This is a genomic window from Streptomyces sp. G45 (assembly GCF_049542095.1).
In the GTDB taxonomy this organism is placed as follows: Bacteria; Actinomycetota; Actinomycetes; order Streptomycetales; family Streptomycetaceae; genus Streptomyces.
Genome location: NZ_JBMUZU010000001.1, coordinates 5,948,047 through 5,962,012, shown reverse-complemented (window position 1 = coordinate 5,962,012; position 13,966 = coordinate 5,948,047). Strand labels below are relative to the sequence as shown.

9 protein-coding genes are annotated in these 13,966 nt (G+C 74.5%); 3 read left to right on the top strand and 6 right to left on the bottom strand.

Annotated elements, in window-relative coordinates:
* Window positions 1-22 precede the first annotated feature (22 nt).
* Window positions 23-1,339: an FAD-binding oxidoreductase gene (locus tag ACOBQU_RS25120; protein WP_423634710.1), complete on the bottom strand. Its 1,317-nt coding sequence runs from the start codon at window positions 1,337-1,339 to the stop codon at window positions 23-25.
* 274 nt (window positions 1,340-1,613) lie between these two features.
* Window positions 1,614-2,015 (bottom strand): DUF3291 domain-containing protein, encoded by a 402-nt coding sequence (locus ACOBQU_RS25115; RefSeq protein WP_423629741.1) that lies wholly within the window; start codon window positions 2,013-2,015, stop codon window positions 1,614-1,616.
* A gap of 130 nt (window positions 2,016-2,145) precedes the next feature.
* Between ACOBQU_RS25115 and ACOBQU_RS25110 the strand changes: the two genes are divergently transcribed.
* Complete coding sequence (locus ACOBQU_RS25110) at window positions 2,146-2,868, top strand: MerR family transcriptional regulator (protein ID WP_423629739.1); 723 nt, start codon at window positions 2,146-2,148, stop codon at window positions 2,866-2,868.
* Window positions 2,869-2,924: 56 nt separating this feature from the next.
* Here the strand turns inward: ACOBQU_RS25110 and ACOBQU_RS25105 are convergent, their stop codons facing one another.
* Complete coding sequence (locus ACOBQU_RS25105; protein ID WP_423629737.1) at window positions 2,925-4,844, bottom strand: AMP-dependent synthetase/ligase; 1,920 nt, start codon at window positions 4,842-4,844, stop codon at window positions 2,925-2,927.
* Window positions 4,845-5,119: 275 nt separating this feature from the next.
* Window positions 5,120-5,878, bottom strand: a complete 759-nt coding sequence (locus ACOBQU_RS25100; RefSeq protein ID WP_423629735.1) for a TetR/AcrR family transcriptional regulator — start codon at window positions 5,876-5,878, stop codon at window positions 5,120-5,122.
* A 306-nt stretch (window positions 5,879-6,184) separates the two neighbouring features.
* Here ACOBQU_RS25100 and ACOBQU_RS25095 point away from each other — a divergent pair, with 306 nt between their 5' ends.
* A complete protein-coding gene (locus tag ACOBQU_RS25095) occupies window positions 6,185-8,089 on the top strand; it encodes a hypothetical protein (protein WP_423629733.1) in 1,905 nt (634 codons plus the stop codon).
* Between the two features lie 579 nt (window positions 8,090-8,668).
* Here the strand turns inward: ACOBQU_RS25095 and ACOBQU_RS25090 are convergent.
* Window positions 8,669-9,694, bottom strand: a complete 1,026-nt coding sequence (locus ACOBQU_RS25090) for an ABC transporter permease (RefSeq protein WP_423629731.1) — start codon at window positions 9,692-9,694, stop codon at window positions 8,669-8,671.
* Window positions 9,695-9,786: 92 nt separating this feature from the next.
* Window positions 9,787-12,483, bottom strand: coding sequence for an alpha/beta fold hydrolase (locus tag ACOBQU_RS25085; RefSeq protein WP_423629729.1), 2,697 nt, complete (start codon window positions 12,481-12,483; stop codon window positions 9,787-9,789).
* Between the two features lie 157 nt (window positions 12,484-12,640).
* Between ACOBQU_RS25085 and ACOBQU_RS25080 the strand changes: the two genes are divergently transcribed.
* Window positions 12,641-13,891, top strand: a complete 1,251-nt coding sequence (locus ACOBQU_RS25080; RefSeq protein ID WP_423629727.1) for a threonine synthase — start codon at window positions 12,641-12,643, stop codon at window positions 13,889-13,891.
* Window positions 13,892-13,966: the final 75 nt, after the last annotated feature.

The window sequence follows — 13,966 nt, the reverse complement described above, 5'->3', positions numbered from 1 at the left end:
GGCCGCGCAGGCGGGTGTGGGGTCACGTCCGCTGCGAGGTGAGCACCTTTCCCGGGTTGAGGATTCCGTGGGGGTCCAGGGCCTGTTTCACCGCGTGGTGGAGGGCCAGGACCTCCGGGCCCAGTTCGGTGGCGGCGCCGCGGCGTTTGAGGAGGCCCACGCCGTGTTCGCCGGTGACGGTGCCGCCCAGGGCGAGGGCGTCGTCGAGGATGTCCTCGAAGGCGCGCTGGGCGCGGGTGCGCTGGTCGTCGTCGCCGGGGGGCGTGAGGATCAGGGGGTGCAGGTTGCCGTCTCCGGCGTGGGCGATGTTGGCGATGCGGACGTCGTGGCGGGCGGCGGCCCGTTCGACGCGGGACAGCATCTCGGGGACGAGGGCGCGCGGCACGCACACGTCCTCGGTGAGGACGGGGCCGAGGCGTTCGAGCGCCGGGTAGGCGAGGCGCCGGGCCTGGAACAGGGCGTCGGCCTCGTACGCGTCCGTGGAGTGGTCCGCCCAGGTCGCGCCCGCCGCGCGGAAGCAGTCGCGGACGCGTGCAGCCTCCGCGTCGCCCTCGGCGCCCGCGGTGTCGACGCGGGCGAGCAGCACCACCGCCGCCCGCGTCGACAGGCCCATCTTTTTCCAGGCGTCCACGGCGGCCAGGCAGTGGCGGTCGACCAGTTCCAGGGCGGACGGCGTCACCCCGGAGGCGACGACCGCGCTGACCGCCTCCCCCGCCGCGACGAGCGAGTCGAAGTGGCCCGCGACCGTGCGCTCCGGAGGGCGGGCCGGGCGCAGCCGCAGCGTGATGCCGGTGATCACGCCGAGCGTGCCCTCGGAGCCCACCATCAGGCCGCACAGGTCGTACCCCGCCACCCCTTTGGCGGTGCGGCGGCCGAGCGAGACGATCTCGCCGCGGCCGGTGACGACCTCAAGGCCGAGGACGTAGTCCCGTGTGACGCCGTACTTCACACAGCACATGCCGCCCGCGTTCGTGGCGACGTTCCCGCCGATCGTCGACCACGGGGAGCTGGCCGGGTCCGGCGGGTACCACAGGCCCCGCTCGGCGCACGCGGCCCGCAGGTCGTCGTTCACGACGCCCGGCCGCACGACCGCGAGCCGCTCGGCCGGGTCGATCTCGACGATCTCCGCCAGGTCCTCGAAGGAGACCACGAGGCAGCCGTCCACGGCGTTCGCGCCGCCCGACAGGCCGGTACCGGCGCCGCGCGGCACGAGCGGAACCCGGTGGCTGACGCACCAGCGCACCAGCGTCCGCACCTCCTCCGTGGAGCGGGGGCGCGCCACCGCGAGCGGAGTGCCGTACGGAGCCCACTCGGCCTCGTCATGGCGGTACGTCGCCATGGACTTCGGAGAGGTGATGACGCGTCCCTCGGGGAGGGCGGCCAGGAGGGACCGCACCGGCGGCGCGGGGGACACGGGCGGCGCGGGTGGCGCGGACGGGGCAGGGGGCACGGGAGCGGGGTCGGGTGGCGCGGGAGCGGGGTCAGGTGGCGCGGGGGCCGGGCGGGGTGGCCGCGTTCCGTCGGGTCTCGGCGCGGAGGTCCGGGCCCCGGGCTCTCGCTCTTCGTCCACCTCGTGCTCCTCGCGGCTCGCGGCTCCTGAACACCACCGACGTTCAGTGTGCCGCTGACGCTTGCTGTTCGAGGCGTTGTTTGGCGTCCGTCCAGGAGATCGGCAGCTCCTGGGCCGGGACTTCCCAGTACGTGAAGACGGAGTCGCGCATCGTGGGGCGCAGGCCCGTCATGATGCTCTTGTGGGGCTCCGCGCGGGCGTACGCGTACAGGGCGTCGCGGTCCTGCCAGGCCGACAGGGTGTAGAAGACGCCCTTGGTGAGCTGGGCCTCCAGGGAGCCGCCGAAGGCACCGGGCGCGGAGCGCAGTTGCTGCCACGCCGCGTACGACTTCCAGAGGAAGCGCGGCACATGCCTGAGGGACCTCACCTCCAGCCGGGAGGCCATGACGAACGCGGTGGCGGATGAGGGGGCTTCGCTCGGGCTCATCCAGGGAAGGGTCGGCATGCTCTTCCTCGATCCATAGTTGGAGAGTGGCACTATCTATATTAGATAGCGGCACTCTCTAAATGCCAGGGGGATCATGGAACAGCGTCAAAAATCATGAAGAGCGCTACAGAGATGGGGGCGGGAGCACGTGCGCATCTCCGAGTTGAGCCGCCGCAGCGGGGTGCCCAACGCGACGATCAAGTTCTATCTGCGTGAAGGACTGCTGCCGCCGGGCCGTGCCACCTCGGCCACACAGGCCGAGTACGACGAGACCCACCTGCGGCGGCTGCGGCTCGTACGCGCGCTGATCAGCACGCGGGGGCTGAGCGTCAGCGCCGCCAAGGAGATCGTGGGCAGCCTCTCCGAAGTCGAGGGCGACACCTATGAGTTGCTGGGGCTTGTCTTCGGGGTGTGGCCCGGGGCGGGGGGCGATGAGGGTGCGGGTGAAGGTGAGGGCGGCGAGGATGAGAGGGGCGGCGAAGAGGGCGGCGAGGGCGCCTCTACGGGGCCTGGACCCGGCTCCGGCACCGACTCCGGCTCCGGCTCCGGTTCCGGTTCCGGTTCCGAAGTGGACAGCCTGATCGCCGAGTTGGGGTGGGACGTCACCCCGCACAGCCCCGCCCGACGGACCGTCGCGCAGAGCCTGCGTACGCTGCGCGCCCTCGGCATCGACTACGACTGGCGCACCCTGATCCCCTACGCCCGGCTCGCCGAGCAGACCGCCGCGCTGGACCTCGACCAGATCGAGGGCCCCGCCGACCCCCTGGAGAAGGCGGAGCGCGCCGTCCAGCTCACCTACCTGCTGGAGCCCGCGCTGCTCGCGCTGCGGCGCCTCGCGCAGGAGTCGGAGGCGGCGGCACGGTACCGGTAGCGGTGGCACACGGGGGCGCCCCGTCGCCGTACGGCGTCTCCGTCGCGGTCAGCGGCTCAGTCCTCGTAGAGCGCCGCTATCTCCGTCTCGTACGCCGTCATCACCGCGCGCCGTTTGATCTTCATGGACGGGGTGAGCAGGCCGTTCTCCTCGCTGAACTCGCCCTCCACCACGGTGAACCGGCGGATGGACTCGGCGCGCGACACCGCCGCGTTGGCGTGGTCCACGGCCTTCTGGACCTCCGCCAGGAGCTGCGGGTCGCGGCACAGGGTGGACGCGGGCGTGTCCCTGGGGCGCTTGCGCACGGACAGCCAGTGGGCGACGGCCTCCGGGTCCAGGGTGATGAGCGCGGCTACGTAGGGGCGGTTGTCGCCGACGACGATGCACTGGCCCACGGGGGCGCGGCTGCGCAGCCGGTCCTCCAGGAGGGACGGTGAGACGTTCTTGCCTCCGGAGGTGATGAGGATGTCCTTCTTGCGGCCGGTGATGGTGAGGTAGCCGTCCTCGTCGAGGGACCCGAGGTCCCCGGTGGCGAACCAGCCCCCGGTGAGCGCCTCGTCGGTGGCCCGCTGGTTGTTCCAGTACGCGGTGAACACGATGCCGCCCTTGATGAGCACCTCACCGTCGTCGGCGATGCGCACGGCGGTGCCGGGGACGGGGCGGCCCACCGTGCCGGGGCGCGGCTTCAGGGGCGGGATGATCGTGGCGGCGGCGGTGGTCTCGGTCAGGCCGTAGCCTTCGTAGACGATGATCCCGGCGGCGAAGAAGAACAGGTTGAGGCGGCGGTCGAGCGGCGAGCCGCCGCTGATCGCGTAGCGCAGGCGGCCGCCGACCTCCTTGCGGATGCGCCGGTAGACCAGCGCGTCGTACAGCGCCCAGGCGAGGTACAGACCCGGCGACGGGCCGGGCCCGGTGCCGAGGAACCTGCTCAGGTACGCCTCCGCGAAGCGCACGCCGATCCGCTCGGCGCGGTCGAAGGAGGCGCCGCGGCCGATCCGCTCGGCGGTCGCGCGCCCGGTGTCGTGGATCTTCTCGAAGAGGTAGGGGACGCCGACGACGAACGTCGGCCGGTAGGCGCGGAGTTCCGGCCTCAGGTCGTCGGGCTTGATGCTCGGGCAGTGCCCCAGCTCGATGCGGGCGAGCAGGCAGGCGATCTGGATGGTGCGCCCCAGGATGTGGGCGAGCGGCAGGAACAGCAGCGTGGAGGCGGTCTGCCCGGTCACCTCCTTGAAGATCGGGTGGAGCAGGGCGACGGTGTTGGCCGCCTCGGCGCGCAGGTTGCCGTGGGTGAGGACGCAGCCCTTGGGGCGGCCCGTGGTGCCGGAGGTGTAGCAGATCGTGGCGACGGTCTCCGGAGTGAGCGCCGAGCGCCGCTTGGTGACCTCCTCGTCGCTCACCTCCCTCCCCTCCCGGGCGAGTTCGCGTACGGCGCCGTCGTCGATGACGCGCACGGACGGCGGCGCGTCCAGGGCCGCGACGGCCTCCCGCGCCGTCCGCGCGTTCTCGCGCGTCTCGGCGAGCAGCAGCGCGGCTCCGGAGTCCCGCGCGATCCACTCGACCTGCTCCGCCGACGACGTCGCGTACACCGGCACGGTCTGGCCGCCCGCCGCCCAGATCGCGAAGTCCAGGACCGCCCACTCATAGCGGGTACGGGACATCAGGGCGACCCGGTCGCCGGGTTCGAGCCCCGCCGCGATCAGGCCCTTCGCCGTGGCGGTGACCTCGCGGGCGAAGACGGCGGCGGTGACCGGACGCCACTGCCCGGCCTCCTTGCGGCGCAGGACGACGGCGTCGGGCGCCTCCGCGGCGTTGGTGAACGGGATGTCCGCCGTGCTGCCCGTCGTCGCCGCCGGGACCAGCGCCGCGCACCGCGCCTCGCGCACGGCACCCCGCGCGTCCCTCACCAGCTCGACCTTGACGCGCTCCAGCAGGTCGCTCCGGCGGCGGGCCTGCTTCATGTCCTTGCGTACGCCCATGACGGCTCCCGATGGCCTGACGCGTGCGGTGCGGTGCGGCGCAGTGCGGTGCGGCCCAGTGCGGGTGCTTCGCATTGCGGTGCGGTGCGGACGTGATGCGCACTTACTTTGCAGTCAACTTACCGATGCGTAGCGGAAATTCAATGGGGCGGGGGAAGTCCGAGGGCGTCCGGGACGCGGGCGCTCCGTCTCTATAGAGGGGTGGCCCGTCTCTACGGAGGGGCGGTCCGCCTCTACGGAGGGGCGGTCCGTTTCCACGGAGGGGCGGTCCGTCTCTACGGGGATGTGGGCTTCCCCGGAGGCCCAGGCGGGAGGGGTGTCCAGGACTCGCCCTTCAGGACCTGGCCCATGCCCACCCACACCATGTTCATCAGGCGCAGGCTGATCCTCTCCGGATCCTGGTCCGGGTGGCGGGCCATCCAGTCGGTGAGGGCGTCGGCGGCGCCTACGAGCGCGTGGGCGACGAAGTCGGCGTCGGTGGCGGAGAGTTGCGGGGCGGGGGCGTCCGCTTCGGGCTCCCCTGGGGCCGCCGTGACGTTTCTCCCGGCGCTCTCCTCGATGGTCGCCCAGACCAGCTCCGCCACCTGCGCCATCACCCCGCGCCGCGCCTCGGCCACCGCGGCGGCGATGGGCTCGCTCAGCTCGGAGGCCTGGCGGTGCAGCACCACCCAGCTGTCGCGGTGCTCGGCGACGAACGTGAAGAAGGCACGCAGGCCCGCGTACAGCCGCTCGTCGGGAGCGGGGGCGGGAACGAGAGCGGCAGCGGGCGCCGGGGCCTCGCGTGCGCCGGTCCGGCGGCCGGACCGGCCACCGGACCGGGCGGCGTCCTCGAAGGCCGCACCCAGGCGCTCCGCCTCACGGCGCAGACAGGCGAGGAACAGGCCCTCCTTGGAGTCGAGGTAGAGATAGACCATCGGCTTGGATATCCCGGCGCGTTCGGCGATCTCGTCGACGGACGCGGCGTGGTAGCCCCGCTTGGCGAAGACGCCGACGGCGACGTCGATCATCTGCTGCTCGCGCTCCTTGCGCGGCATGCGGCGCCTGCGGCCCTCCGCCGCGCCGGGCGCCCCCTCAGGCGCTCCCTCGGACGCCCCTTCCGCGCCCCCTCCGGCGCGGCCCCCGCGTCTCCCCCGCCCTCCGGAACCGCGCCCTCCACGGCGCCCCCGCTTCCCCGCTCCGCCCGCCACCACCCGGTCAACCTCCTTGATCCAGGCGCACCTTACCCCGGAGTAAGTTGGCTGCGCAGCGGATGCCCCTGAAGGCCCGGCGCCCGCGTACCGCTCCTCACGCTCCTGGCGTACGGGTTCAAGCCCGTGCTGACCTGCGCCGATGAAGGGTGCATGACGTCTACCCACACCTCTGCCCGAGACGCCCGTGCCCTCGCCGGGCTCTCCGCCGTCCGCGCGGGCGGGTCCGGCGCCACCGCGCAGCGCCCGCTGCGGATCGCGGTCTGCCTGCTGCCCGCCCTGGTGATCGCCGTCGCCGGGTTCCAGCGGCGCTGGATGTCCGACGACGCCCACATCTACGTACGCACCGTCCGACAGATCCTCGCGGGCAACGGGCCCGTCTTCAACGCGGGTGAGCGCGCCGAGTCCTCCACCGGCACCCTGTGGCAGTGGCTTCTCGCCCTCGCCGGGCTGCTCGGCGCGGACGTCGTGTCCGCCGCGGTGTACGGGGGGCTGCTGCTGACCGCCGCCGGGGTGGCGCTGGGGGCGTGGGGGGCGGTGCGGTTGCGCGATGGGGGCGTGGCGGGTGCGGAGGGCGTGGTCGGCGCGGAGGGCATGGTGGGCGTGGGGAACTTCGGGGGCGCGGTCGGCGTTGGAGGAGGGCGGGGGCGTGGGGCCTGGGTGCCCGTGCCGCTCGGTGTCCTCGTGCTGCTCGCCCTGCCGCCCGTCTGGGACTTCGCCACCTCCGGGCTCGAAACCGGGCTCGCCACCTGCTGGCTCGCGGGCGCCTGGCTGCTGCTCGTGACCCGGCCGCGGGCCCTCGTCACGGCCTTCGTCAGCGGGCTCGGGCCGCTCGTACGGCCCGATCTCGCGCTCGTGTCCGCCGTGTTCCTCGCCGCGCAGTGGCTGATCGCGCGGCCCACGCGGCGCGCCGCGCTCGGGGGCGCCGCGGTGGCCGGGGCGCTGCCCGTCGCGTACGAGGTCTTCCGCATGGGCTACTACGGCCACCTCGTGCCACTGCCCGCCGTCACCAAGGAGGCCTCCGACAGCCTCTGGGGGCGCGGCCTCGGCTACCTGGCCGACTTCGCCGGGCCCTATCTGCTGTGGCTGCCCGCGCTGTTCATCGTCGCCGCCGTGGTGCCCTCCGGGCGGGGTGCGCGGGGTCTACGGGGCGGCCGGGGTGTGCGGGGTGGGTACGGTGTGCCGCTCGTCCCCGCGGGCGCGCCCGTCGTCGCCGGGCTGCTGTGCTGGGGGTACGTCATCAAGGTCGGCGGGGACTTCATGCACGGGCGGATGTTCCTGCCCGGGCTGCTCCTGCTGCTCCTGCCCGTCTTCGTCGTGCCCGCCACCCGCGCGTGGGGGCTCGCCGCGACCGGGGTGTGCGCCTGGGCGCTGGTGTGCGCGGCCGTGCTCCGCGTTCCGTACGAGGGGCGCATCGGGCCCGGGGGCATCGCCGATGAACGCGGGGTGTACGTGCGGCAGAACGCCGCCGCGCATCCGCTGCGGCATACGTTCGCCGGGTACCCGTACAACGCCGGGTACGCCCGTGACGTACGGGATGCCGTGCGGCGCGGGGAGCCCGCGCTGTTCCTTGCCCGGACCGCCGTCCGGTCCGGTTCCCCTTCCGTGACCGGGGCGTACGTCACCCTCGGGCTCAACGGCACCGTCGTGCCCCTCGACGGGGCCGCCCTCGATCCCATCGGGCTCGCCTACCCCCTTGCCGCCCACTCCGAGCGGATCGCGGGGGCGCGGGTCGGGCACGACAAGCGGCTGCCGGATGAGTGGATCGTGGCTGATCGGGGGGTTGTGGGGGGCGTAGGGACTGCGGGGGGCTCGGGGGCGGTCGGGGGCGCGGGAGGCGGGGCGCGCGCTGGGGTGGTGCCCAAGGGGATGGACGCGGGGCGGGTTGCCGCGGCTCGGCGGGCGTTGGGGTGCGGGGGGCTTCGGGAGTTGCGGGAGGCTACGCGGGGGGAGCTTACGTGGGGGCGGTTCTGGCGGAACGTGGGTGGGGTGGTGGGCCGCACGCAGCTTCGGTTCCCGAATGATCCTGTGCGGGCGGAAGGGGTTCTCTGCCGGTGAGATGGGGCGGGGGCTCGCCCACCCGCCCGCCCGTTACCGCCCTCTTGGGGGTGGGCGCTCCTCGTGGGGGCCGAGCGCCGTTGGCGGCTGCCGCGTCGTGGTCGGCTTCTTTCCCCCACCCGCCCGCCCGTACCGCCCTCCTGGAAGGGGGGCGCCCCTCGCGGGGGTTGAGCGCCGTTGGCGTCTGGCGGTCCGTGCGTGGGTTTTCTCTCCCACCCGCCCGCCCGTTACTCCCCAGTGAGAGGTCGAGGCTCCTCGTGGGGGTGCTTCGCCGTCGGCGGGTGCGGGTCCGGGTTCGGGTGGAGGTTCGTTTCCCAGGCGGGTCCCTTCCTGGCCTTGGCCCAGGGCCAGGGCGGCAAGCCAGAGCGCGAAGGGCAGCCCAGCAGGACATCCAGCGGCAGGCCCGCCCCGTGGGCATGTCCGCCCCGAACAGCGAGCCCTCCCGAAGACGCGCCAGCCCACCGGCTCCCCCAGCCTTGACATGGGCGGGTAGGTGGGGCCAGGCGTTCCCCGGGTACCCGGCGGGAGGCACGCGGCAGCTGAGGGCGCGGCGGTGCATCGGGGCCGTGGGGCTGTCCTTCAGGACACCACGTCCTTGTGGGCGAAGCCCCGGAACGCCAGCGCCACGAGCACCACCGCGTACGTCGCCGACAGCACCGCTCCCTGGAGCATGCCGGACCACTCGGGCGTGGGCTGGAAGACGTCGGCCCAGGCGAACTGCCAGTGCGCGGGCAGGAAGTCCCGCCAGTCGCCGAGTGCCGTCACCGCGTCGAGCACGTTCCCGGCGATCGTGAGCCCCACCGCCCCGCCGACCGCCCCGAGCGGCGCGTCCGTCCTCGTAGAGAGCCAGAACGCGAGCCCCGCGGTGACGAGTTGCGACACGAAGACGTACGCGACGACGACGGCGAGGCGCCGCGTGGCCGTGCCCGCGTCGAGGGTGCCTCCGGTGGGGATCTCCAGCGGCCCCCACCCGTACGCCGCCGCGCCCACGGCCAGCGCGACCACCGGCAGCAGCAGGATCGCGGCGGCGCTCAGGCCCAGGGCGACGACGAGCTTGGACCACAGCAGCCGGGTCCGCGGCACGGGCGCCGCCAGCAGGTAGCGCAGGCTCGACCAGCCCGCCTCCGACGCCACCGTGTCCCCGCAGAACAGCGCCACCGGGATCACCAGCAGGAAGCCCGCCGACACGAACAGGCAGGTCGCGGCGTAGTTCGCCCCCGACGCCGTCGCCGTGTCCATCAGGGTCACCTCGTCGTTGCGGCCGCCCGGCGAACCGGCGACCGCGAAGGCGATCAGGAGCACGAAGGGCAGCAGGGCGAGGATCCCGCCCATCACCAGCGTGCGCCGCCGCTTGAGCTGGCGGATGGCCTCCACCCGCAGGGGCAGGGTGCGGCCGGGCCGGTATCCGGGAGCGGTGTCCCCCGCGGCGGTGCCGCGCGGCGGCCTCCCGGCGCGGCCGTCGGCCACCGCAACGCCGGGGGCGACCGCCACACCGCCGGACGGCCCGGCGCCGCCCGACACGCCCCCAGTCGAGCCGCCCCCCGGCACCCCCGAGCCCCCCGGCACCCCCGAGTCCCCCGGCATCTCCGCACCGCCTTCCGGCATCCCTGCTCCCTCCGCCTCCGTCGATCCCTCCGTCGATCCCTCCGCACGGCCCTCACCCGGACCCGTCCGGCCCGCCCGGCCCGTCCACGACGTCACGCCCCGCCACCCCCGATCAGGTTCAGGAACGCGTCCTCCAGGCGCCGGTGCGGCCCCACCGCCGCGACCGGGACCTCCAGGCGGACCAGCTCGGGCAGGAGGGCCGTCGACGTCGACGCGGGGGCCAGGCCGATGAGGAGGCCGCCTTCCGCGCGGGTCGCCGTCGCCACCGTCGGCAGGGAGGCGATCTTCTCCAGGAGCGGGTCGGAGACGTCGGAGGACAGCGTGACGAGGAGGGTGTCTCCGGAGCCGACGATCTCGGCGACCGGGCCCGCCTGCACGAGCCGCCCGCGGTCCATGACCACCAGGTGCGTACAGGACTGCTCGACCTCGGCGAGCAGATGGCTGGAGACGATGACCGTGCGGCCGCCCGCCGCGTACCGGATCATCACCTCCCGCATCTCGCGGATCTGGGGCGGGTCGAGGCCGTTGGTCGGCTCGTCGAGGATCAGCAGGTCGGGCAGGCCGAGCATGGCCTGGGCGATGGCGAGGCGCTGGCGCATGCCCTGGGAGTACGTCCGCACGGCGCGGGCCAGGGCGTCGCCGAGGCCCGCGATCTCCAGGGCCTCGTCCAGGTGGGCGTCCTCGGCGGGGCGGCCCGTGGCCCGCCAGTACAGCTCCAGGTTCTCCCGGCCCGACAGGTGCGGCAGGAACCCGGCGCCCTCGACGAACGCGCCGACGCGGGACAGGACCGGCGCGCCCGGCCGGATCGCCTGTCCGAAGACGCGGATCTCGCCCGCGTCGGGGCGGATGAGGCCCATGAGCATGCGCAGGGTGGTCGTCTTGCCCGCGCCGTTGGGGCCGAGGAGGCCGAGGACCTGGCCCTTCTCGACACGGAAGGACAGGTCACGGACCGCGTACCGGTCGGTGGACTTCGCGTACCGCTTGGACAGGCCGGTGATCTGGAGCGGGACGTCGGCGAGGGCGGGGTCCGGGGCGGGCGCGGTGGTGCGGCGGCGCCCGAGGGCGAGCAGGGCGGCGGCGACGGCCACGCCCGTGAGCGGCAGCCACCACACCCACGCGGGCAGCGGCGCCGCGGCGGTCGTCACCCCGGGGGCCGTCGGCACGCTCAACGGGCCCTTCAGGGAGACCGTGTACGCCGCCGGGGCGGCCGGAGAGGCGTAGCCGAGGTCCGTGGAGGCGACGACGAGGCGCAGCCGGTGGCCCTTCTTCACTTCGTGGTCGACGGCGGGCAGGGTCAGCTCGACGTCCTTGCCGTCGACGGCGCCGTCCACCCGCACCGGGGCGACGAGTTGGGCGGGCAGCACCCGCTGCTCGCCGTCGGGCGAGACGTCGTACACCTTCCCGAACAGGACCGTGTCCTCGCTGTCGGACTTCACGTGGGCGCGCACGGTCGGCGCGCCGGTGATCCGCAGGTCTTCGGAGAGGGGCCTCGACTCGAACGCGGCGTACTGGCCGGGGAAGTCGAGGGAGACGCCGATGCCGAGCGAGGAGAGCTGGCCGAGGCCGCCGCTGCCGCGGCCCGCGGCGCCGAGCCCCGGCAGTCCGGAGACGGCGGGCGGGGCGGCGCCCGGCGGGTTGTCGAACGTCTGGGGGCGCCCGGCGAGGGGGATCGTCCGGACGCCGTCGGCGAGCCCCGGATACCGGTCGGCGCTCGCGCCGCGCAGGGTCGCCGCGCCATCCGTGGAGTCGATGCCTCCGGTGCGGGTGACGCGGAAGGCGGGGCCGGTGTCGGCGCCCTTGTCGTCCTTCAGGTAGCGGTCGAACCAGGTGCTGACGCGGTCGCGGACGCGGTCGGTCTCCAGGTCGCCGCCGTCGTGGCCGCCCGCGATCCAGTCGACGGCCACGGGCGCGTGGTGGGCGCGGACGGCCCGGGCCATGGCGTCGGCGTGGCCGAGCGGGAACAGGGAGTCCTGCTGGCCCTGCACGATCAGCGTGGGCACCTGGATGCGGTCGGCGACGGCGGACGGGCTGCGCTCGGCGAGCAGGGCGCGGGCCTTCGCGTCGGGCTTCCCGGACACCGCCACGCGCTCGTACATCGCGCACAGGCGGGGCTCGAACCGGTCGCAGCCGCCGCCCGAGTTCATGAAGATCCCCGCCCACTGCTTCTTGAACACGCCCTGGGGGAACAGGGCGTCCGCCAGGTTCCAGTACGTGATCTGCGGGGCGATGGCGTCGACGCGGCGGTCGTGCCCGGCGGCGAGGAGGGCGACCGCGCCGCCGTACGAGGCGCCCGTGACGCCCACGCGCGGGTCGCCCGCCTTGTCGAGGCGGACCTCGGGGCGCTTCGCCAGCCAGTCGATGAGCCGGGAGACGTCGGCGACCTCGCCCTTGGGGTCGTTGAGCCCGATGTGGCCGGTGGATCTGCCGAAGCCGCGCGCGGACCACGTGAGGACCGCGAAGCCGTCGCGGGCGAGGCCCTCGGCCTGCTCGCGCACGTCGTCCTTGCTGCCGCCGAAGCCGTGCCCCAGGAGGACCGCGGGCCGCTTCACCGAGGCGTCGCCCGCGGTGAAGTACGACGTGTCGAGGCGCACCTGGCTTCCGCCGGGGGCCGCGCCGCCCGTGACGAGCGTGCGGTCCGAGCGGTGCACGGCCGGGCCGCCGTCCGCCGCGAGCACCCGCCAGGCGCCCGCGGCCACGAGCAGCACGACGGCCGCCACGGCGGCCAGCAGCCGCCGCGGCGTGCGCGGCACGGCCTTCCAGGCACCGGCCCGGGGCAGTCGGAGATCCATGCGTCAACGGTACGGGCGACCACCGACAGCGGCGGCAGCCGGTGGGCGGAACCGGGCCGCCTCCCCGGGGAGTACGGCGGGCCGCCCGCGTACAGCGGCAGGGGTAGCCGCCCGGCGCCCGAGCGCCAAATGTCAGGGGCGCATAGGCTGTTGACCCATGACATCCCCGCATCCGGCTCCTGAGGTGACCCCCGGCCCGCTGGGCTCCCTGGCCGTCGGCCAGCGCTCCCTGGGCGACCCGTCCGTGCGCTTCCCGCTGTGGCCGCCGCTCACCGAGGGCTGCCCGGTCACGAGCACGGACTCCGTCGCGCACCCCGTAGAGGTCGACTACGCCTACGACGAGGTCCCCGCCGACTACGTGGCGACGGCGGCGGACCGGCCGCGCGGCCACGAGCGCTGGGCCGCGCTGCTGCCGCCGCTGCACGCCCCGGGCCTCGCCGAGGGCGGCACGCCGCTGGTGCCCCTGGAGGACGGCGTGTGGGTCAAGGACGAGTCCCGCAACCCGACGTGGAGCCACAAGGACCGGCTGAACCGGATCACGGTGAGCGCGGCGGTCGGCGTCGGCGCGGAGGGCGTCGTCGTGGCCTCCTCCGGCAACCACGGGGCGTCTGCGGCGGCGTACGCCGCGCGGGCGGGGCTGCGCTGCGTGGTCCTGACGGCGGCGGAGGTGCCGCCCGCGGTCGACGCGTTCCTGCGTGCCTACGGAGCGACGGTGCTGCGCGTGCCCGCCGAGGCCCGGTGGCCGCTGCTCCGGAGGATCGTGGAGCGGTTCGGCTACCACCCGGTCAGCAACCAGACGCCCGCCGCGCACACCGGGCACGGCTTCGGCCCCGAGGGCTACAAGACCCTCGCGTACGAGGTCTTCGCCGACCTCGGTGCCGTCCCGAGCGCGGTGTTCGTGCCCACCGGCTACGGAGAGATGCTGTTCGGCGTCTGGAAGGGCTTCGCGGAGCTGGCGCGGCTCGGGTACGCGGACCGGGTGCCGCGGGTGTACGCCTGTGAGCCCGCGGCAGGGGGGCCGCTGGCCGCCGCCGTGCGCGCCGGGGTGCCCGCCGCGCACGTGCCCGTGGGGCCGACGGCCGCGTACGCCATCGCCTGCCCCGTGGGCAGCCACCGCGGGGTGGCCGCCGTGCGGGGCAGCGGCGGGGACGCGCTGCTCGTCACCGACGCGGAGATGGAGGCCGCGCGCCGGGAGCTGGCCCGCGCCGGGCTGTGGGGCGAGCTGTCCGCGGCGGCGGGCCTCGCCGGGTACCGGCAGCTCGGGCCGCAGGAGGGGCCGGTGGTGTGCGTCTCCACGTCCAGCGGCTTCAAGGACCAGGGCCTGCTCACGGCCCCGCCGTCACCGGAGGTGGACCCGGAGGACTGGCCATCCCTGGAGAGACGCATCCTGAGCGTCGCGGCGGGGTAAAGCCCGTCCGGCGTTTGAGGACGAGCCGCGAAGCGGCAATAACCGGGGGTGCCAGGGAGCGGCAGCCCCATGGTT

What these genes read in the sequence shown, in the direction of transcription:
- ACOBQU_RS25120 (WP_423634710.1), bottom strand. Translation starts at nt 1,339, where the DNA reads ATGGCGACGTACCGCCATGACGAGGCCGAGTGGGCTCCGTACGGCACT.
- ACOBQU_RS25115 (WP_423629741.1), bottom strand. Translation starts at nt 2,015, where the DNA reads ATGCCGACCCTTCCCTGGATGAGCCCGAGCGAAGCCCCCTCATCCGCC.
- ACOBQU_RS25105 (WP_423629737.1), bottom strand. Translation starts at nt 4,844, where the DNA reads ATGGGCGTACGCAAGGACATGAAGCAGGCCCGCCGCCGGAGCGACCTG.
- ACOBQU_RS25100 (WP_423629735.1), bottom strand. Translation starts at nt 5,878, where the DNA reads ATGCCGCGCAAGGAGCGCGAGCAGCAGATGATCGACGTCGCCGTCGGC.
- ACOBQU_RS25095 (WP_423629733.1), top strand. Translation starts at nt 6,185, where the DNA reads ATGACGTCTACCCACACCTCTGCCCGAGACGCCCGTGCCCTCGCCGGG.
- ACOBQU_RS25090 (WP_423629731.1), bottom strand. Translation starts at nt 9,694, where the DNA reads ATGCCGGAAGGCGGTGCGGAGATGCCGGGGGACTCGGGGGTGCCGGGG.
- ACOBQU_RS25085 (WP_423629729.1), bottom strand. Translation starts at nt 12,483, where the DNA reads ATGGATCTCCGACTGCCCCGGGCCGGTGCCTGGAAGGCCGTGCCGCGC.
- ACOBQU_RS25080 (WP_423629727.1), top strand. Translation starts at nt 12,641, where the DNA reads ATGACATCCCCGCATCCGGCTCCTGAGGTGACCCCCGGCCCGCTGGGC.